This window comes from Donghicola tyrosinivorans (assembly GCF_003003355.1).
GTDB classification, from domain to species: domain Bacteria; phylum Pseudomonadota; class Alphaproteobacteria; order Rhodobacterales; family Rhodobacteraceae; genus Donghicola; species Donghicola tyrosinivorans.
The window spans coordinates 59,810-79,090 of record NZ_PVTQ01000017.1; the positions used below are offsets into that span (position 1 = coordinate 59,810).

Sequence of the window (19,281 nt, forward strand, 5' to 3'; positions counted from 1 at the left end):
TCAGGCACTGCCAGCCACGCAGCGACCCATCAACGCATCCAATCGCGCCTGCCAGCGTGTATCGTCCCGCACGCCAAGCCGGCGGCGGTGGTCATACAGGCGGTCCGACCAAGCGGCGATCTGGTCCGGCGACAGATCGTATTTGGGCACCTCTCCGGGCAGCAAGGGGCATAGGGTGCTATGGGCCTCAAGCTCGTCTCGGGTATAGATGATCCCGCGCTGGGTCAGCGCCTTGCCAATCACCTCTTTCCGGCAGGCCCGTTGCAGATCGGCCTTAGAAATGGTCACCGCCCCTTCGTGGCGGCGATAGATCACATAGGTTTCGGACAGGTTCCGCGCCTCTCCGAATTCCAGCAAGCGTAGAAACAGTTCCTGATCCTGACGGACCCGCAAGGTATCCAGATAATAGATCGCGTGTTCTGGGATACGGGATCGGTCGATCATGATCGTCGGGTGCAGCATGGGGGTACGGAACCACAATTCCTGCCGCACATCCTCGGGATCGCTGGGACAGTCGTGCATCCGTTCATCCGCCTGTCCGCCATCCTGCAAGATGCGCACGTTCGTTCCGCACAGCACCAACCGGGGTTCATTGCGGAAAGCGTAAAGCTGCGCGGCAAAACGGCCAGGCATGCTGATATCATCCGCATCCATCCGCGCAACATAGCGGCCCTGCGCCGCCTCTAGCCCCGCATTCAGGGCTTTTGGCAGTCCCACGTTTTGCGGCAGGTCAATCAGCTTTAGCCGAGGATCGCGCATCCGGCGCAGACGGTCTGCGCTGTCATCGCTAGAGCCGTCGTTGACCACCAGCAATTCAATGTCGCCAAAGCCGTCATCAAGGATGCTCTGCGCCGCCTCGCATACCGTATCGGCTCCGTTGTATACCGGCATCACAACCGAAACGACAGGCCTTGGCGGGCGGCTAAGATAGGGCGCGCTATCCATTTTCGGCCAGCATCGAGGCAAGGCGGGCACGGTCTGGTTTGCCATTCGCCGCACGGGGCAAACTGGCCAGAACCGAGATCTTGTCCGGCACCGCAAACGGCCCGACCGAAGCATTGATCGCTTGCGACAGGGCCATCGTCAGCCAATTGTTGTCGTTCTGCGCGGCCTCAACCGCCAAGGCGAACCGCTCGCCCCGTTGGCTTGCAGGCAGTTTAACCACCACCGCATCCTGCACCGAGGCCACGCGCAGCGCGGCGCTTTCAATCGCGATCGGCGAGATAAACTCGCCCTCTTGGGATTTAATCAGGTCGTGACTGCGGCCTACGATGGCAAAGCTGCCATCCCGCTGACGGACCCCAAGATCACCCGCTGTGAACCACCCCCGATGCCGTTCGATATAACCGGCCGAAGTATATTGCCCGCTGAACAACCCTTCAGAGAAGATGCGCACGTGGCCGGTCTCGCCAATTTCGCATGGGGTGCCGTCGGTGCGCACAATCCGCACCAAGGTGTTGAACGAAGGCGCACCTGCAGTGCTGACGGTGGCCTCGTCATTCCACGCAAAGGCGCCGGTGCATTCGTTCATGCCGTAGTTGTCCCGCAGCACACAGCCGAAAATCCGCGCGGTTTCATCGCGAATGGCCCCATGCAAAACGCCGGTGCCGCTGGCCACAAGCACAAGGTTTTTCAGGTGCAGCGCCCCGAGACGGCTGTCGCCCATCTCGATCGCCGCGCGAAGACTGCCGGGGATCACCTGCGCGTGGGTGACTTTCAGACGGCCAAAGGCTTCTAGGATACCAAGGCTGCTTTCGCGAATGCCGTCCACCAAGATAACCGCCGCATGGTGACTAACCAACGGCAAAGCCGCCAGACTGCGCAGACCCGCAATCGCCGTCAGATCGGTCGAGGATGAATGCCGATGCGCCCCCCCATCCACAGGTTCAGGCGCTGACGACAGGGCCAGATGGGTGCTGTGAAACAGACCGCGATGGCTGAGGGCCAAAAGCTTTGGCTCGCCCGTTGAACCTGAGGACGGCACCACGACGGCCTCGGTCTCGGGGGTGACTTTGCAAACGGGCTCGCCCATCGGGCCCGCGTCCAGCCAATCGTCAAACCCGCCAGAGGCCGCGCCAGTTAGACGTACCACCTTTCCACCAGCGGGGACCTTTTTCCCCTCAGGCAAGAACCAAAGTTTCGGGCCAACGTGTTGGTCGATAACCTCCATCAGAGCGTCCGAGGCAGAGTCCCGCACCAGCACCGCCGAGATGCCTACCTCCCATGCCGCATGCAGCAGCACGATGGATTCAAGTGTCGGGTTAGAGGACACCGCGATATGATCACCCGCAACAATGCCTTCGCCCGCAAAACGGGCCGCCACATCGCTGACCAAGGCGTGTAGGTCTTCAGCGCTGATCTCATAGGCGCCAGTGTCAGGCCCCATGTCCAGAATAAGGGCCAGAGCCTCGGGCTGCTGTGCTGCGCGCTGCGCCAGCCTGCCTGACAGCATGCGCTGATGGGACGGCGTGACATGGGGCAGAAAGTGAAAGCCCTTCGCAGTTGGATTAGGGGACAGCGCCAGATTTACATCTGCATCTCGCAAGGTCTGCAACGCGGTTTCCGCGTCGGCCAACCTGTGCGGCAGATCATCAACCCCGTAGCCCAGGGACACCAGAAGGATCGCAGCCAGCGCGTCTTCGGTGACAGCAAATTCGTGATAGCCATCGCCGCTGATGACAAGGCGATCATTATCCAGAAACAGCTTAGCCAACGTGTTCCTCCCGGTTGAATGCAACCTCGTTCGCTTGGAACAGCAACTCGTGCATACGTGCCCCTTCGTCGAACATTGGATCATCGCGGTGCGCCGCGAATTGGGCGAAAAGCCCGATGTAGTGATTGGTCAGACGGGGCTGCCCGTTTGACTGGTCAAAGGGACGCGCAATGCCCTGATGGGTCAGCACGGCAACCTCATCGGTGTGATGCAGCAGCAACTCGGCCTCTGCGAAGCGCACCTTGGTCGTCTTGAGGTTCTGACCGCGCTGCCAACTGGTGTTGATCACCCCGCGCCCGCCCGGCCAGACCAGATCGACCGAGGAATAAGTGTCCAGCCCCTGCCCCTGTGCGTGTCCCATCAACTGCGCTTTGCCCACGGTGACCGTTTGCAAGTCCAGTACCAGATCAAGAACGCTCAGTGCGTTGATGCCGCTGTCGCGCCACGAGCCATGCAGCCCGACCGCCTGAGGCAGCAACTGCCCGTCGACGACATAGGGATCGAAAAAGTTACACTCGATCCCTACGGGCTGGCCGTAAGTCCGGTAAATCTCGTCCCGCGCCTCTTTGAACCAGTCCATCTCGCGACCGAAGGCGGCGTGAAAGGCTAGTTGCAACCGCTGCCCCGAGCGTTTCGCGGCCTGCAGCAGAGCGCGATATTCCTCGGGCTCAGGCGTGGCAGGCTTTTCCAGCAGCACATCCACCCCGGCGTCAAACGCCTCTTGCGCCAAGGCCAGATGGGTACTGGGCGGCGTGGCGATCACCACCACGTCCATAGGCACGGCTTCGATCATCTCTGTGAGGCTAGCGAAATGAGGACAGCGCGCGCCGACGTCCTGTGACGGCTTGACCGGATCGGCGGTTCCAACCAAGGACAACCCCTCTGCCGCGCCGATGCCGATCACATGGTGCTTGGCCACATGGCCCATGCCGACGATTCCAAGATGTAATGTCATGATCCTTCAGTGCTCCTGCATTCGGGCAGAATTGCCTCGACCTCGGGCAAAACCAGTTCCATCAGATCAGCCGTGCCTTTGCCGGTCAGATGCTCTGCGTCGCGGAAATGTTCGGGGTCGGCGGGGATTTGCGCCATGGCATCCACAAAGCTCCAGCCGTTGCTCCGGGCGGTTTCAGCCATGGCGCCAATCGTTGTTTCCGTCAGTTCAAGCGCGCTCTCGGGCCGTTTGATATTGCGTTTGTAGCGCAGCTCTCGGGTCAGAGCGGCCAAGGCCGTACTATCGGCATCCCGCACCTGCGCCCGATCGCCAATCAGGATTGCGCGCCCTTCCGGCACCAGCGAGGCAAGATCGCCCTGCATATCGCTGATATTCTGGGTAAATTCGCGCTTGAAACTGCTGGTATCCTCACGGGCCATGGTTATGGCACGCGCCAATGAAAGGCGACGCAGGACAGCCTCGACGAAACGTCGCAAGTGCGGGGCTTCCCAGACATGGGGCGGAGCGGCTGCCGCAGCGCCACTCCCTGATCGGCGCCCGTCTGGATCAGGGATCGCCTCATAGGGCGAACCTGCCAGAATGATGGTCACATCGGGATCGACCTGATCCCTCAGCGTGGGCCATTCCTGCGCCAGAAACTCCAGCGTATAGGCTGGCCCCGAAAAATTCGCGTAGTCAAAGCTGCACTCTGGGTGCCGCCGCGCAAGTTCCTGCGTCAAAAGCCCTATAAATGTCTTCTCTTCCGGCAGCACTGCGTTGAACAGCGTGCTGTTGCTAACCACGGCCAGCCGGATCGTCTCGTCAGGCTTGGGGGTGCGCAGCCCAGGACTGCGCAACCCAAGATCATCGAACGCCAGATGCTCATATGAAGCGCCGGGTTGGAACCGGTAGGGAATATCTGTTCCGGGGACTCTGGTTGCGATCTCTAACGCGGCCCAATCAAACCCCGTCGGGCGCTTGGCACTATAGAATTTATGCGCGCCAATCTCTCCCACAACCAACAACACAAAAGGAACCAACAAGACCCAAAGGCCGAAACGAATTTCTTCCCTGCGCTCCACGTCTAACCCTTTCTACAGAGCGCCGTAAGAGAACGGTGCGCCAGGGCAATCAAGACAGAGGAAAACGACCCCCAGCATGACAGCATAAAGCGAAGCGGTTAGAAGACGGCCTTTGGGGCCGGGAACATGGCTATGTAGTACTGCGTACATTAGTGACCTCCAAAACCAAACACGGTTAAAAATTCATTAGGAATGTCGCTCAAATTCGGGGTCGTCAGGACGATGAACCCAAACCAGACGAAATGGACCGTCAGCAGCACGCTTGCACCGTGCAACAGACGCTTTTGCAGGTTGCTCTGGCTGCTGCTTTCCTTCGGCGGGAAGGCGTCATGAAAGCGTTGCCAGACAACAATGCCGAGGCCGTGATAAGCGCCCCACAGCATGTACCGGACCGAGACCTCGTGCCACAGACCGATGACCACCATCGTGACCAAGGCACCAAGCGCAGGCTTACGTGTCCGGGCCACAACGGGGCCGTAGATGTATTCCCGGCACCACTGCGACAGCGAGATATGCCAGCTGCGCCAGAAGGCCGAAATGTTCGGCTGCAAATATGGACGGTCAAAGTTCTCGATGACCTTGAACCCCAGTGCAGCCGCAAACCCGATGGCCACATCGCTGTGCCCCGAGAACTGCAAATAAATGTTCAAACCGTTCTGAACGATGGTCAGATAGGCGGCGAAACCGGGCGCGTCGGCGGCGACTTCACCAATGATCTGTCCAAGCATCAGCTCGGTTAAAAGGTTGCTCAGAACCACGATTTTCACGTAGCCCAGAATGATCCGTTCGGCCGCGGTGAAGATCCCATCCAGATCGAAGCGCTGTCGCTTCTGGTCCCGTATGAAGGGGCGGAACCGGTGGATCGGACCGATCACGAAGGTCGGCACGAAGAACAGGTAACTTGCCAGCTCGCTGGCCGTTGCCGGACCAAGCGTGCCTTTGAATTTCTCGATCAGCACGTGCAGGCACCGGAAGGTGTAGTAGCTGAGCCCCAGCGGAATCCCGACGTCCGTCAGAAAATCCTGCGGGTCCAGCGCCACCTCAAGCTTGAAGCCCACCAGCACTGTCACCATCACGCCGCCGATCCCCACGAGCATCGGCAAAGTCAGTTGCGGCACGCGGATACCGACTGTCGTCATCCCCCATGCCGCCACCAGAAGACCTGCCGACAGCAGATCGACCACCGCCATAAACCCAAGCGACAGCCCCATCAGGACCCAAGGTCGCCATTCCCTTGGTGCCAACCAGTAAAGCCCGATCGTCAGCCACAAGCACGCCGCCCAGGTCAGTGAAACGAAACTCATAACCTGACGCCGCTCCGGCGTTTCCGGCTTAGCTCAGTCATCTTCGTCCGGCTCCTACGCGGGCACACTGCGTCGGGCGGCCAACAGGTCCACCAGCGCGGACAGGTTGCTGATCCGTAGGATCTCCTGCGCCGAGAACGTGGTGTCGAAATTCGCTTCAAGCGCGGTCACCAGCGTCAGATGCGCAAAGCTGTCCCAACCGCGAGTCGTCGCTGGCTCCGAGCTGAGGTGCAGCTCATCCACGGGCACACCAAAGGTCTGCGCCGCAGTGGACAGGACCGCATCGGCAATCGCGGATTCCTGAACCGAGCCCGAAGACAGGTCCATCGTATGGCTTTCCGAACGCAACTGCTTGACCAGAACCTTGCCCGCTGGGTTGCGGGGCAACGCATCCACAAAGCTGACAATGCGCGGCAGTTTATGGGCGGTCAGATGCTTGGCGCAGTATTGGATGACTGCTGCCTGATCCATCTGAACATCTTCATCCAGCACGATGGCAGCAGCCACCTGTTCACCCCAGACGCCATGGGGCAGACCGAAGGCGATCGCATCAGCGATGCCTTCGCACGCCAGCAGGCAATCGGTGATCTCTTGCGGCTGGATGTTCACACCGCCCGAAATGATCAGATCCTTCTGGCGACCCGCGATGGTGACAAAGCCATCCGCATCCGCCGTCGCCAGATCGCCTGTGCGCAGCCAGCCGTCCTGAATGGCCGCAGCGGTCAGTTCAGGCTGGTCACGATAGCCTTTGGTGATCAAGGGGCCTTTTAACAGCAGCTCGCCGGTTTCGCCGGTGCTCAGGCTGTTGCCCTCTTCATCGACGATCTTCCATTCCACACCCACGGCCTTGCCGATGGTCCCGACCTTCCGGAGCTCGTCCGAGGGGCCAGAGAAAGTCGCTTCGCAGACGGTTTCCGACATCCCGTAGGTATTGACCACGCGGGTCCCGTAACGGGCCTCAATCGATTCCCACAGGGCGGTGGGCAGACGATCGCCGCTGCTACGGATGTAGCGGAAATGAGGCGACTTGAAGGTATCCAGATATTCGCTGCCCATCCGGTCCATCAGCGCCAGAATGGCGGGGACGACGATCAGGTGTGTGATCTTCTCGCGATAGACCTCGATCAGCAGGTCTTCCAGCTGGGTAATGTCGAATTCGCGGGGACGATACAGGGTCGCACCCTTCAGGAAGGTGATCAATGGGCCGTGGCACATCCCGTCTGTGAAATGCATCGGCAGCGGGTTCAGGATGCGGCTATCGCGGGAATAGTCATATACCTGATCAAAGATATCGAACTGCGCCGAGATATTGGCATGGGTCAACTGCACCACTTTGGGCTGGCTGGTTGTACCCGATGTATACAGCATCAACGCCAGCGTATCGGGCGCGATCTCTGCGGGCGGATCTTTAGGAGCCACACCGGCCAGCATCTGTTGCAGGGTCTCGGCCTGCCCGCTGGATTGTTTGCGCCGCAGCCGTCCAAGCAGCCCGCCACCGGATGCCTCCCCCCCCCAAGGGGTAAAATGGGTCACTGCAAGCCCGTCGGGCAGAACACGCGGATTTGTCGGGTCCACCTCATGGAAAAGATGGGCCAGACCACAGGCTTTCTGCGCCCGCTCAAGCTCTCCATCAGTCATTTCCGGGTTGATGACCACGACACCAATGCCCGCACGCATTGCAGAAAGCACAAGCGCACTTACATCCGCAGGCTCACGACTAAGGACACCGATGCGATCACCGGTTTTCAGGCCCAATTGTTCATAAAAAGTAAACATTCGCCGTAAGGTCTCATTAAAAGTCTTACGGTTCAGGCTGTATTTTTCAGTTTTTAGAAACAATGATGCTTCGGAAAAGCCTTTTGCAGCATTGTCGAAACAATCTATAAAATTCAACACGTTATGCCCTGACAGGGTTAAATTCCCCGCCCCATACAGAATACCCAATATAGATTTCTACCTATCGTTGTGTAAGCGTTCAAGCAAGAAATCTTTTCAACCTAAAGGTGATAAAACTCACGCCTTAGGCCTATTTTTCAAGACTCTAAAAGTTTGCGATCAGCCTAACCAACTGAAAAAAATGATATTTTTGCACTGCAGAAATACAATGCAGTCGCCGCATTTTGAGACACAGGCCAGTTATCTTTGTCGCCACTTGCCCAACGTTTGCTCTGTGCTCACTGGCAGGTTGGTCAGTCGTTGCGACCCTGACGGAAATCTCAACCGACATCGTACACAACTTGAAGTTGTTAACCAAGAAAAATGCCAAAGGCACACGCCGAAAGAGAATCCCCATCGGGATCGTCTACGCCTGTCGATGCATCAGCTTGGCGCCAATGCAGCCCATGAAACTGGCATGCGAGGAGCAGAGCGCAAGGGATTGTTTCCCATAGCTTCAAACCCGACCACGAAGATATATGATCCACCACACGCACGGAATTTTGCCAGTTAGGACGACTGAATGCCCCTATGCCTGATGAACGATAAAATGCTGCTGTTCGTACATATTCCAAAATGCGGTGGTAGCACGGTCGAGACCTATCTGCAGCAAAAGGGAAAAATGGGGTTCAAATTGAAGGGGCGGAAAGGCTGGTGCAAAACCGTTCCCCAGCATGTTCACGCAGAAATTTACGAACCCTTGTTTCCCGATGGCTTTGTAGACGAGACCTTCACCGTCTTTCGCCATCCTGTCGAACGCATCCTCAGCGAATATCGCTACCGTGTGGACAATGTTCTTGAGGCGTTGCCGTTCTCGGAGTGGCTGGAACAGAGTTTGGCGGTCTATGCCGATGACCCCTATGCGCTGGACAACCACCTGCGCCCGCAGGTCGAGTTCCTGTGTGACGGGATCAAGATTTTCCGGTTTGAGGACGGGTTGGACAATGTCCTGCGCTACATCGACCAGCACTCAGGCAGCGGGCCAATCGCACAGCCGATCTGGGAGAAGAAAAGCAGCGCGCCAAAGCCTGTGCCCTCGGACGCCGATCTGGAAAAGATCATGGCCTTCTACGCCGAAGACCTGCGCGTCTACGATCAGCTGGTGAAGGGTCAGATCACGGTCTGGTCACGGGTCGAGGCAGCCGCATAGGAAAACCCCGCCACTTTGGATGGCGGGGTTCGCATTCAGGTTAGACCTCAGGCCTTTTCAGGCATCAGCCCTCTGGCCCGCGCCATGGTCATGGCGGTGTCTTGGATCATATCCTCTTGCCCGCCGATCATCTTTTTGCGGCCAAGTTCCACCAGAATATCGCGGGCAGGCAGGCCGAACCGCTGCGCCGCACGTTTGGCGGGCAGCAAGAAGGTCGAATAGACCCCCGCATAGCCCAAGGTCAGTGCCTCTCGGTCAGCGCGGACGACGTGATCCATGAAGGGGACAACCACATCTTCGGCCAGATCCATCAGGGCGAATGTATCGCTGCCCGTGGCGATCCCCATGCGGTCACAGACGGCGGTCAGAACCTCAATCGGGGCATTGCCCGCACCGGCCCCAAGACCGGCAAGCGAGGCATCAATGCGCGATGCCCCAGCCCCGATGGCGGCGATCGAGTTCGCAATCCCCAGACCAAGGTTATGATGCCCGTGAAAGCCGATCTCGGTCTCCGGATTTAGCGCATCGCGCAGCATACTGATCGCCTCATGCACCTCATGGGTCAGCATTGCACCCGCCGAATCCGTCACATAGACCGTATTCGCCCCGTAGCTTTCCATCAGCAGCGCCTGCTGCACCAAGCCTTGGCTGGTGTTCAGGTGAGACATCATCAGGAAGCCGCTGGTATCCATGCCCAACTCGCGGGCAAAGGCGATGTGCTGGGGGGAAGTATCAGCCTCGGTGCAGTGGGTCGCCACATGGACCGACCGCGCGCCACAGTCATAGGCCTCTTGCAACTCGGCCATGGTCCCCATGCCGGGGATCAGCAACACGGAAATCACCGCGTTCTGCACCACCTCTGCCACGCCCGAGATATATTCGGCGTTCGAATGCAGCGCTCGCCCATGCTGGATTGAATTGCCCCCAAGGCCCGCGCCATGGGTCACTTGGAGATAAGGGACACCCGCCTGATCCAGACCCTTGGCGATCTGGATCATCATCTCTAAGGGGATTTGTTCACGTTTTGCATGCATCCCGTCGCGCAGGGACATGTCGTGCAGTTTGACGGTCATGCCGTCCATCGGGCTTTTGGTCATTGGGCCATCTCCAGTTTCGGCAGGGTCAGCGATCCGTCCAGCAACCTTTCCGCGAACATCTCGGCGGTTCGGGCGGCGGCGGCGGTCATCACATCAAGGTTGCCCGCATAGGTCGGCAAAAAGTCCCCAAGCCCCGCAACCTCAAGAAAGATCGCCACGCGGTTGCCGTCAAAATCTGGACCGTTCACCAGCTTGTAGCCGGGGACATAGCGCTGAACCTGCGCGATCATCGCCTTGACCGAGGCGGTGATGGCGGCCTGATCCGGTTCGCCTTCAACCTCGCAATAGACGGTGTTGCGCATGATCAGGGGCGGTTCGGCGGGGTTGATGATCGCCAGCGCCTTGCCCTTTTTCGCACCGCCCAGTTTTTCCAGCGCGTTCGAGGTGGTGTAGGTGAATTCATCCAAATTCGCCCGCGTCCCTGGCCCCACGGATTTGCTGGAGAGGGACGCGATGATTTCGGCGTAATCCACCGGCTGGACCAAGCTAACAGCAGCGACCATCGGGATCGTCGCCTGCCCTGCACAAGAGATCATGTTGACGTTCATCGGCCGGTCGCCAACCAGATCATTCAGGTTCACCGGCGGCACACACAGCGGACCAATCGCGGCTGGCGTCAGGTCCACCATCAGCACCCCCAGATCGTTCAACTTGCGGCTGTTTTCCGCATGCACATAGGCCGAGGTCGCATCAAAGGCGAACTGCACACCGTCTGCCTCGACGTGCGGCAGCAACCCGTCCACTCCGGCGGCGGTGGTCTTCAGCCCCTTCTCTGCTGCGCGCTTCAGTCCTTCGGACTCGGGGTCGATGCCGACCATCCACACGGGTTCCAGCACGTCGGAACGCAGCAGTTTATACATCAGGTCGGTGCCAATATTCCCCGACCCTATCAGAGCACATCTGATCTTGTTCATGTTGTCTTCCTCCCTGTCGGGCGATCAGTCGGTGAAGGTCACCGTAATCGAGCCCATTTCGTAAAATCTTGCGGTGATGGTGTCGCCCGCCTTCACGGGAATGGCCGCCGTGATCGCCCCCGCCATGACAAAGCTGCCAGCGGGCAGAGTCTCGCCAATGTCATCCAGCACACCGACCAGCATGGCGATGGCCTCGGCGGGGTGGCCCAGAACCTCGGCCCCTGCGCCGATCTGCGCGATCTGGCCGTTGTGTTCCATCACCACGCCCACCGTGCGCAGGTCCAATGCATCGGGGCGGATCATCCGGCCCCCCGGCACGTAGCGGGCGGATGAGCTGTTGTCGGCAATCACGCTTTCCAGATCGAACTTGAAGCCGGAAAAGCGGCTGTCGATTACCTCCAGCGCGGGCTGGACATAGTCGGTGGCGGCCATGACGTCCGCCGCAGTGACCTTGCCCGACAGTTCGGTCTTGGTGACAAAGGCGATCTCGGCCTCGACCCGCGGGTGGATCAGATCACTGACGCTGATCGCGCTGTTGGCAGGCCGCTCCATCGCGTCGGTCAAGAACCCGATTGCAGGGGTCGAGACCCCCATCTGCGCCATCTTGGGCTTTGAGGTCAGACCGGCCTTCCAGCCGATCACCCGCTGACCGCGCCCTTCAAGGCTGCGGCGCAGGGCGGTCTGAACGCGGTAGCCCTCGGCTACGGTCAGATCGGGGTAATCCTCGGTCAGTTTGTGGATCGGGGTGGCATAGCGCTGCGCGGTTTCCACACGCTCGGCCAGCCGCTGAATGGCGATGTCACTCAGGGCTTTCGGGGTGTCAAAGCTCATACCTGTGCCTTCCCTTTGAAACGCATTTCGCATTTGCCGACGCCGGCGATTTCGCAGGTGAAATGATCGCCATCAGCCACCGTCATCAGCGGGGCCTGCGCGCCAGACAGGATGATTTCACCGGCTTTCAGCCCGATCCCCAGCTTGCCAAGGGTATTGGCCAGCCAAGCCACTGCCATCACGGGCGAGCCCTGAACCGCGGCCCCTGCCCCCGTGGCGATCACCTCGCCGTTCTTTTCCAGCACCATACCCGCAAGGCTCAGGTCCAGATCGCGGGGATCGGCCTGCGCACTGCCCAACACGAACACCCCGCAAGAGGCATTGTCCGCCACGGTGTCCTGAATCTTGATCTGCCAGTCGTCAAAGCGGGTATCGACGATCTCAAAGCACGGGGTCACGTAGTCGGTGGCGCGGATCACATCGGTCACCGTCACCCCCGGCCCCATCAGGTCGGACTTCAGGCGAAAGGCCAACTCGCCCTCCAGACGCGGCTGCATCAGGGTGCCCAGATCAATGGTCGCGCCATCCTGAAACAGCATCGCCTGCGTGACCTGCCCGAAATCGGGCTGATACACGCCCAAAGCATCCTGAATGGCCCGGCTAGTCAGGCCGATCTTTTTCCCGATCACCGCGTCGCCCGCGTCCAGACGGCGCTGAAGCATGCGCAACTGGATGCGATAGGCGTCCTCGATATCGCTGTCCGGCTCTAATGCGCTGATTTTCGGGGTGGGTTTGCCCGAGGTGAGCGCATCATACAGCGCGTCCCCAAGCGCATCGGTTCTTGATTGGTCCAGCATTGCTCCTCCACTCGCAAAACGTGCAAGGTCCCGTTGGTGCAAGGCTAGAGGGGCGGCGCGATACGCTCCAATACTTTGAAATGCCACCTTTGATACGGGTTTTGCATCGCAACCCGATACCGAAAGCGTATCGCCGCACCCCATCAAAAGCATTGGAGCGTATCGCGACACATCCCTACATTCCCGCTTAAGTGGTTTCGGGAGGGAAGAATTTCATGAAAACCCATCAGCTGTTCATTGATGGCGCCTATGTGGATGCGCGCTCGGGTCGGATGTTCGACAAATTCTCGCCCTCGACAGGGGAAAAGATCGCGACCGTGCACGAGGCGCTGGCCGAAGACGTGGATCTGGCCGTGAACGCCGCCGCCAATGCGCTAAAAGGCGAATGGGGCAAAATGCCCAAGGCTGTGCGCTGTGATCTGCTGATGGAACTGGCGAACGCCATCGCGGCCCGCACCCCCGATTTCATCGAGGCCGAGGTCGCCGACACCGGCCACACCCGTCATTTCGCCGAAAAGGTGGAAATCCCCCGCGGCGCGGCCAACTTCCGCATCTTTGCCGAAATGCTGAAACACACGGGCGGCGAGTTCTACCAGATGGACACCCCCGACGGCACCGGCGCGGCGAACCTTGAACTGCACCGTCCCAAGGGGGTGATTGGGGTGATCTCGCCTTGGAACGCGCCGTTCCTGCTGATGACGTGGAAGGTCGGCCCTGCGCTGGCCTGCGGCAACACCGTGGTCGTCAAACCGTCCGAGGAAAGCCCTGCCACCGCCACCCTGCTGGGTGAGGTGATGAACAGCGTCGGCATCCCCAAGGGCGTCTACAACGTGATCCACGGGTTCGGCCCTGCCTCGGCGGGCGAGTTGCTGACCCAGCACCCCAAAGTGAACGGAATCACCTTTACCGGCGAAACCCGCACCGGTGAGGCGATCATGAAGCAAGCCGCCGTGGGCCTGCGCGACGTGTCGTTCGAACTGGGGGGCAAGAACCCCGCGATCATTTTTGCCGACGCAGACATGGACAAGGCGATCGAGGTCACCATGCGCTCGGTCTTTGCGAATACAGGTCAGGTCTGTCTGGGGACAGAGCGCGTCTATGTACAGCGCCCCGTCTTTGACGAATATGTCAGCCGGCTGAAAGCGGGGGCCGAAGGCTTAAAGCAAGGCGGGCCTGAGACCCCTGGCGCGACCATCGGCCCGCTGATCTCGGACGAGCATCGCCAGAAGGTTCTAAGCTATTACGCCAAGGCCCGCGAATTGGGCGCGACGGTTGTCACCGGCGGCGGTGTGCCGGAATTCGACGATGCGCGTCAGGGTGGCTTCTTTGTAGAGCCCACCATCTGGACCGGCCTGCCCGAGGACAGCGCCATCGTGAAAGAGGAAATCTTTGGCCCTTGCTGTCACATCACCCCATTCGATACCGAAGAGGAGGTGATCGCGATGGCCAACGACACCACCTATGGCCTGTCAGCCACCATCCTGACCGAGAACCTGTCACGCGCCCACCGCGTCGGCGGGCAGATCGAGGCGGGGCTGGTCTGGGTGAACTCGTGGTTCCTGCGGGATTTGCGGACGTCCTTCGGGGGCTCGAAATCCTCGGGCATCGGGCGCGAAGGCGGCGTGCATTCGCTGGAATTCTACACCGAGCGCAGCAACCTCTGCATCAAGCTGTGATGCGACCGCGCGCCGCTTGCAAGGCGGCGCGCCTGACCGCAGTGTAGTGCCATGAGTGCCGCAAACCTGAACCTTCGCCAGTTACGCTATTTCATCGCCGTCGCCGAAGAACTGCACTTTGGCCGCGCCGCCGAGCGGCTGCACATCAGCCAGCCCCCCATTACGCGGCAAATTCAGAGCCTTGAGGAAAACCTAGGCGCGCAATTGTTTATCCGCACCCCGCGCGGCGTGGAACTGACCCAAGCGGGCAGCCTGTTTCTGGAAGAGGCCCGCAACATCGCCGCCCGTCTGGACCAAGCCGCCGACCGCGTGCACCGCGCCGCCGAGGGGAACCTTGGCCGCTTGGACATTGCCATCTTCGGCACTGCAATCCTTAGCCTGATCCCCCGCATCATTTTGGAATTCAAACACCGCTATCCCGATGTGAAGATCGTGATGCATGCGGCTGACAAACTGGGTCAGATCGAGGGGCTACATAACCGATCCATCGACTTGGGGTTCAACCGCATGCTGGTGCCCACCCCCGGTCTTGTGGCCGAAGAGCTGTGTACAGAGCCGCTTTTCGCGGTGCTTCCCGATCCGGGCCCATGGTCGGGGCGCGACAGTGTTGATCTGAGCGAATTGCGGGGCGAACCCATGGTCCTGTTCCCGGCCAGCCGCGCACAGGGCTTCGTGGAAAAGGTCACGGGCCTGTGCCATGAGGTCGGCTTTGCCCCCAACGTGGCGCAGGTGGTTGGGGACGGGTTTACCGCAATGGCCTTGGTCGCTGCCGGTTTCGGCGTCTGCCTAGTGCCAGAGTCTATTACCAGTGTGCGCATGGATGGGGTTATTTGCCTTCCACTTGCCAACCTGCCTACGGGGGCCTCGGTGGACATCTCTTGCCTCTATCGCGCGGGCGATACCTCGCCGTTTCTGGCGAATTTTCTGGCCGTCGCCCGAGAGTTAACCACTTGATATTGCGTAACTTCGCCAACCACCCGCCCTGCCCCGCGCAGTTGGCGGGCGCACCCGTTTTCGCGCCCCCAATGCCATGCAACATCGGTATCGGAACCGGCCTCAAATGGTATTTGATAGCATCGCCCCCTTTGGGCCACTCTCCTTATACGGAAGGCGCAATCAGGTCCGGACACCCGGCCAACAGCGCAAACCACACCCAGAGGAGCCCCGATGCCTGTCATCCAGATTCACCTGATGGAAGGCCGCACGACTGCCCAGAAGCAGGCACTAATGCGCGAAGTTACCCGCGCCGCCGCCGAGACTTTGGGCGTTAGCCCCCAGTCGGTACGCATTCTGTTGCAAGAGTTGCAATCAGGTCATTTCGCCGTCGCGGGCGAGCCCAAATACGCGGACCACGATCCGGCAGCGAACGGCCATGCCCCGCAGCCAGAGTCAGTCACCAGTAATTGAGACCCCCGTTCAGGTTTTAGGGAGGAAACCATGAGCTTTCAGGAACAAATCCACGACGTCGCCCAACTGGCGATGGTCGAACTATTCACGCCGAAATTCGAAGAATCCTTTTGGTTCTTCCACGACGTTCTGGGCATGACCCCGACCGAGGATGACGGCACATCGTGCTATTTGCGCGCCTATGAGGACCGCTATCACCACTCGCTCAAGCTGACCCGCGCTGATCATGCTGGTGTAGGTGTGGTGAGCTGGCGTGCTGCGTCCCCGCAGGCATTGGAACGCCGTGTGGCTGCGATTGAGGCCTCGGGCCGTCCGGGGAAATGGGTTGAAGGTCACAAAGGCTATGGCCGCGCCTATGAGTTCACCACCCCCGATGGTCACACGCAGCACCTGTTCTGGGACGTGGAATACTTTAAACCCAGTGCCGACCAGAAATCCAAGCTGCTATCCCGCCCCCAGAAACGTCCCCTGCGCGGCGTACCGGTCCGCCGGATCGACCACCTGAACCTCTTGTGCTCTGACGTGACCAAGAACGCAAAGTTCATGCAGGACACCATGGGCTTTCTGAAGCGCGAGAACGTGGTCTTTGGCGGTCAGGATGAACTGGCATGCTGGCTGTCTGTCAGCCCCTTGGTGCATGAAGTTGCCTTTACCAAGGATCAGGCAGGCCCCGGTAACCGCCTGCACCATCTGGCCTTCTGGTACGGCAATCAGGGTCAGATGCTGGATCTGGCGGATGTCCTGATGGAATACGATGTGCATATCGAAGCCGGCCCCGCCAAGCACGGCGTCTCGCAGGCGTACTTCATGTATGTCTATGAGCCCGGCGGCAACCGGATCGAGCTGTTCGGCGACTCGGGCTACCTGATCTTTGATCCCGAATGGAAAACCCTGACCTGGACCGAAGAGAACTTTTTTAACGGTGGCGGGGTCTGGTTCGGAGGCGAACTGCCGCAGGACTTCTTCGTCTACGGCACCCCGATTGTTGAGGCCGCCGCCGAAGCTGCGCAGGCCGAAGCAGAAGTCGAACCCGCAGAATAAGACCAAGCGGCCCGCCCAAATGGCGGGCCGATTTGTTTAGAGGGAAGGCCCGATAACAGCGGCGCTTGGGCATCGCCACCGACATGCAGGCACTGTCAGGTCTTCGCGCAAGGCAGAGATGAAGAACCCGATCAGGGGCGAGTCGTCATCCGCCTCATGCCTGCAGGTGAACGGCGTCGGTAGCGTCAGTGTCAGTTAACTTTCCGTGTCGTAGATAAAACGCCGATCACCGATCTAGCCGTTCTTCCAACCGCTAAGCAACTGAACCAGCCCCGCCTCATAGACCAGAGGCGCAGCTGGAGTCGACTGCTTGGTCCAGAACAAACGAACCACGGGAATGCCGGTTTCCACAATCACGTCAGGAGACAGTGATGTGTGATCACTGCCTGAACGGCGCCGATCCTGCGCGCCATCAATTCAACCGCAGCGATGTGCTGACCTCGGCCACGGCCGCAACAGGGATTGCGATGATACCAAGGACGGGCAACGCCCAAAACACGCCCCCGTCCTTTGCCGTCAGCACCCGGATCCCGACCCGCGGATTTGACCTGCGCGAAACTGGAGCGCTTGTGGAATGGGTCGAATACATGCAACGGGCCATGTGCCCGGATGATGTTGTGATCAACATCGTGTACGGGGGCATCTGCCATTCCGACATTCTTACCTACCGTGCCGACCAGCTTTCCCATCGACCAATTCACACCCATGCTGAAACTGGAAAGATATTTCGTGAATGTCGGGCAATTAGAACCGATCGAAGGGATCAGGGGCTGACCCTTGATCATGGCGCGCCGCAGCGTCGCGGGCTCGAAAGTGGGCGGCGTGCCAGAGACAAGAGCTCTTCTTGAATATTGTGCACGTAACAAGACTGCCCCCGAAGTCGAGCTCATCTCGGTCGATCAGATCGATCAGGCATGGGATCGCGTGATTGCCAAAGATGTCCGCTATCGATTTGTGATCGATATGAGGACCCTTTGATTTTAAGGATCGCCGGCGAATGCGCGTCAAATCACGCTGCTTCCATTTCGTAGAATTCAGCATAATGACGACGCATCCGCGCCGCCAAATTAGGGCCTGCAATCTGATCAAGGGCCAAAAGCGCTTGTTCGGTTTGATGCCAAGCGTGCAAGTTCCGCCAACGGTGATAGTGCATCAAAACCGGCTTTGCGTCCGGTTCGAATGCGCGATCAGATATAGAGAAATTCAGTGCTGTGTCTGCGACTAGGTAGTCATAGCCAAATCGCTTGATCGTCAGTGGTAGCGTGATCTGGTCAAGCCACGGCCGCTTTTGGCCGATGGAACAGTGTTGATCGAAATGCAGCGCTGTTTCCAGCCACTGTGCCCCAAAGCTCCCCCCGGACTGTGGCGCATTGGGAAACATCACAAACCCTGCGTTGAAATAGGGCAAGTATTCGATCCGGCGCCGGCGGGTCAGACGCACCCGTTCACTTGGTACCTCAAGGCCGAAATGGGCGTAGGCCCGTTCCCATCGGTCGCTATTCTTTCCCCAAGACGGCACGCCCTCTGGCACCAAAGCCAATCTGTTTGGCTCTTGTAATGAAGCAAGCTCCAGCGAAGCCGCGCAAACCATATCTGAACCGCCCCGACTTTGCCGGAGGGTATTTTGTTCAACGACTAGGCGACCATATCGAGTGACTTCAGGTTTGCATAGAATGCTTCCTCTGCTTCAGCGGGCGGAATGTATCCGATGGGTCCCAGCAAGCGGCGGCTGTTATACCACTCGACCCATTTGAGCGTTTCCCATTCGACGTCACGGACCGATTTCCATGGTCCGATCTGATTGATCACTTCTGTTTTGAAGAGACCGATCACGCATTCGGCGAGTGCATTATCGTAGGCATCACCAACGCTTCCGACAGACAAATCAATGTCTGCATCCGCCAATCGCTCCGTAGACTTGATAGACAGATATTGCGAGCCGCGGTCCGAATGGTGAACCAAGCTTTTGTTATCTGGTGTTTTTCTTTGCCAGATCGCTTGCTCGAGTGCGTCGATAACGAACTGGGTCTTCATAGAAGTGGATGCACGCCAGCCAACAATCTGCCGCGCAAAGACGTCGATGACAAAGGCCACGTATACAGTGCCCGACCAGGTAGACACATAGGTAAAGTCCGACACCCAAAGCTGATTGGGACAGTCCGCGAAGAACTGGCGGTTGACCTTGTCATCCGGGCAAGCGCAGGATTTGTCAGGATTGGTCGTGACGACTTTCTTCCCCCGGACCACACCCCTGGCCCCCAACACTTTCATCAACCTCTCGACAGTACAGCGAGCGACGTCTTCGCTGTCGCGCCGCAAAACATGCCAGATCTTCCGTGCGCCAAAGAGCTTGCGGTTCTCCTCCCAGATTGCTTCGATCTTAAGGCACAAGGATGCGTC

General features: G+C 59.2%; 18 protein-coding genes. 6 read left to right on the plus strand and 12 right to left on the minus strand.

From position 1 onward, the window contains the following. The 6 genes from CLV74_RS18555 to CLV74_RS18580 form a co-directional block, all read right to left on the minus strand. Positions 1–945, minus strand: coding sequence for a glycosyltransferase family 2 protein (locus CLV74_RS18555; protein ID WP_170108101.1), 945 nt, complete (start codon positions 943–945; stop codon positions 1–3). Continuing rightward, complete coding sequence (locus CLV74_RS18560; RefSeq protein WP_170108102.1) at positions 938–2,713, minus strand: class I adenylate-forming enzyme family protein; 1,776 nt, start codon at positions 2,711–2,713, stop codon at positions 938–940. The genes CLV74_RS18555 and CLV74_RS18560 overlap by 8 nt, the downstream gene beginning before the upstream one ends. Then, positions 2,706–3,668 carry a Gfo/Idh/MocA family protein gene (locus CLV74_RS18565; RefSeq protein ID WP_106267793.1) on the minus strand — a complete coding sequence of 321 codons (963 nt, stop codon included), beginning with the start codon at positions 3,666–3,668 and terminating at the stop codon, positions 2,706–2,708. Before CLV74_RS18565 ends, CLV74_RS18560 begins: the two co-directional genes overlap by 8 nt. Then, a complete protein-coding gene (locus CLV74_RS18570; protein ID WP_106267795.1) occupies positions 3,665–4,729 on the minus strand; it encodes an SGNH/GDSL hydrolase family protein in 1,065 nt (354 codons plus the stop codon). Before CLV74_RS18570 ends, CLV74_RS18565 begins: the two co-directional genes overlap by 4 nt. Before the next feature lie 149 nt (positions 4,730–4,878). After that, the gene (locus CLV74_RS18575) at positions 4,879–6,033 is read right to left on the minus strand and encodes an MBOAT family O-acyltransferase (RefSeq protein WP_106267797.1); all 1,155 of its coding nucleotides are present in this window, start codon (positions 6,031–6,033) and stop codon (positions 4,879–4,881) included. Between the two features lie 54 nt (positions 6,034–6,087). Continuing rightward, positions 6,088–7,929, minus strand: a complete 1,842-nt coding sequence (locus CLV74_RS18580) for an AMP-binding protein (RefSeq protein WP_281260666.1) — start codon at positions 7,927–7,929, stop codon at positions 6,088–6,090. A gap of 562 nt (positions 7,930–8,491) precedes the next feature. On the opposite strand from CLV74_RS18580, the gene CLV74_RS18585 reads away from it, so the two are divergent. Then, positions 8,492–9,118, plus strand: a complete 627-nt coding sequence (locus tag CLV74_RS18585; RefSeq protein ID WP_106267801.1) for a sulfotransferase family 2 domain-containing protein — start codon at positions 8,492–8,494, stop codon at positions 9,116–9,118. A gap of 47 nt (positions 9,119–9,165) precedes the next feature. Here CLV74_RS18585 and dmpG read toward each other — a convergent pair whose 3' ends face one another. From dmpG to CLV74_RS18605, 4 genes are read right to left on the minus strand one after another with little or no spacing between them, the layout of a single operon-like run. Further along, on the minus strand, positions 9,166–10,215 hold the full coding sequence (gene dmpG / locus CLV74_RS18590; protein ID WP_106267803.1) for a 4-hydroxy-2-oxovalerate aldolase: 1,050 nt from the start codon (positions 10,213–10,215) through the stop codon (positions 9,166–9,168). Further along, positions 10,212–11,129: an acetaldehyde dehydrogenase (acetylating) gene (locus CLV74_RS18595; RefSeq protein WP_106267805.1), complete on the minus strand. Its 918-nt coding sequence runs from the start codon at positions 11,127–11,129 to the stop codon at positions 10,212–10,214. Before CLV74_RS18595 ends, dmpG begins: the two co-directional genes overlap by 4 nt. A 24-nt stretch (positions 11,130–11,153) precedes the next feature. Beyond that, entirely contained in the window at positions 11,154–11,960 is an 807-nt protein-coding gene (dmpH, locus tag CLV74_RS18600; RefSeq protein WP_106267807.1) for a 2-oxo-3-hexenedioate decarboxylase, read from the minus strand. After that, positions 11,957–12,757 (minus strand): fumarylacetoacetate hydrolase family protein, encoded by an 801-nt coding sequence (locus CLV74_RS18605; protein ID WP_106267809.1) that lies wholly within the window; start codon positions 12,755–12,757, stop codon positions 11,957–11,959. Before CLV74_RS18605 ends, dmpH begins: the two co-directional genes overlap by 4 nt. Before the next feature lie 215 nt (positions 12,758–12,972). On the opposite strand from CLV74_RS18605, the gene CLV74_RS18610 reads away from it, so the two are divergent. From CLV74_RS18610 to CLV74_RS22605, 5 genes are all read left to right on the plus strand, one after another. Next, entirely contained in the window at positions 12,973–14,433 is a 1,461-nt protein-coding gene (locus CLV74_RS18610) for a 2-hydroxymuconic semialdehyde dehydrogenase (RefSeq protein WP_106267811.1), read from the plus strand. Positions 14,434–14,484: 51 nt separating this feature from the next. After that, entirely contained in the window at positions 14,485–15,387 is a 903-nt protein-coding gene (locus CLV74_RS18615) for a LysR family transcriptional regulator (RefSeq protein ID WP_245888603.1), read from the plus strand. A gap of 147 nt (positions 15,388–15,534) precedes the next feature. Then, positions 15,535–15,840, plus strand: a complete 306-nt coding sequence (locus tag CLV74_RS18620; protein ID WP_281260667.1) for a 2-hydroxymuconate tautomerase — start codon at positions 15,535–15,537, stop codon at positions 15,838–15,840. Between the two features lie 30 nt (positions 15,841–15,870). After that, the gene (locus CLV74_RS18625) at positions 15,871–16,881 is read left to right on the plus strand and encodes a catechol 2,3-dioxygenase (RefSeq protein WP_106267815.1); all 1,011 of its coding nucleotides are present in this window, start codon (positions 15,871–15,873) and stop codon (positions 16,879–16,881) included. A gap of 371 nt (positions 16,882–17,252) precedes the next feature. Beyond that, positions 17,253–17,729: a hypothetical protein gene (locus CLV74_RS22605; protein ID WP_146134980.1), complete on the plus strand. Its 477-nt coding sequence runs from the start codon at positions 17,253–17,255 to the stop codon at positions 17,727–17,729. Between the two features lie 161 nt (positions 17,730–17,890). Here the strand turns inward: CLV74_RS22605 and CLV74_RS18640 are convergent, their stop codons facing one another. Beyond that, complete coding sequence (locus tag CLV74_RS18640) at positions 17,891–18,421, minus strand: hypothetical protein (RefSeq protein ID WP_106267821.1); 531 nt, start codon at positions 18,419–18,421, stop codon at positions 17,891–17,893. Between the two features lie 95 nt (positions 18,422–18,516). Then, on the minus strand, positions 18,517–19,281 hold a 765-nt coding region (locus CLV74_RS18645; protein WP_146134981.1), incomplete at its 5' end, for an IS3 family transposase.

Bases quoted from the DNA above. Each gene is read 5' to 3' on its own strand.
- CLV74_RS18555 (WP_170108101.1), bottom strand. From the start codon at position 945: ATGGATAGCGCGCCCTATCTTAGCCGCCCGCCAAGGCCTGTCGTTTCG.
- CLV74_RS18565 (WP_106267793.1), bottom strand. From the start codon at position 3,668: ATGACATTACATCTTGGAATCGTCGGCATGGGCCATGTGGCCAAGCAC.
- CLV74_RS18575 (WP_106267797.1), bottom strand. From the start codon at position 6,033: ATGAGTTTCGTTTCACTGACCTGGGCGGCGTGCTTGTGGCTGACGATC.
- CLV74_RS18585 (WP_106267801.1), top strand. From the start codon at position 8,492: ATGCCCCTATGCCTGATGAACGATAAAATGCTGCTGTTCGTACATATT.
- dmpG (WP_106267803.1), bottom strand. From the start codon at position 10,215: ATGACCAAAAGCCCGATGGACGGCATGACCGTCAAACTGCACGACATG.
- CLV74_RS18595 (WP_106267805.1), bottom strand. From the start codon at position 11,129: ATGAACAAGATCAGATGTGCTCTGATAGGGTCGGGGAATATTGGCACC.
- dmpH (WP_106267807.1), bottom strand. From the start codon at position 11,960: ATGAGCTTTGACACCCCGAAAGCCCTGAGTGACATCGCCATTCAGCGG.
- CLV74_RS18605 (WP_106267809.1), bottom strand. From the start codon at position 12,757: ATGCTGGACCAATCAAGAACCGATGCGCTTGGGGACGCGCTGTATGAT.
- CLV74_RS18610 (WP_106267811.1), top strand. From the start codon at position 12,973: ATGAAAACCCATCAGCTGTTCATTGATGGCGCCTATGTGGATGCGCGC.
- CLV74_RS18615 (WP_245888603.1), top strand. From the start codon at position 14,485: ATGAGTGCCGCAAACCTGAACCTTCGCCAGTTACGCTATTTCATCGCC.
- CLV74_RS18625 (WP_106267815.1), top strand. From the start codon at position 15,871: ATGAGCTTTCAGGAACAAATCCACGACGTCGCCCAACTGGCGATGGTC.
- CLV74_RS22605 (WP_146134980.1), top strand. From the start codon at position 17,253: ATGTGTGATCACTGCCTGAACGGCGCCGATCCTGCGCGCCATCAATTC.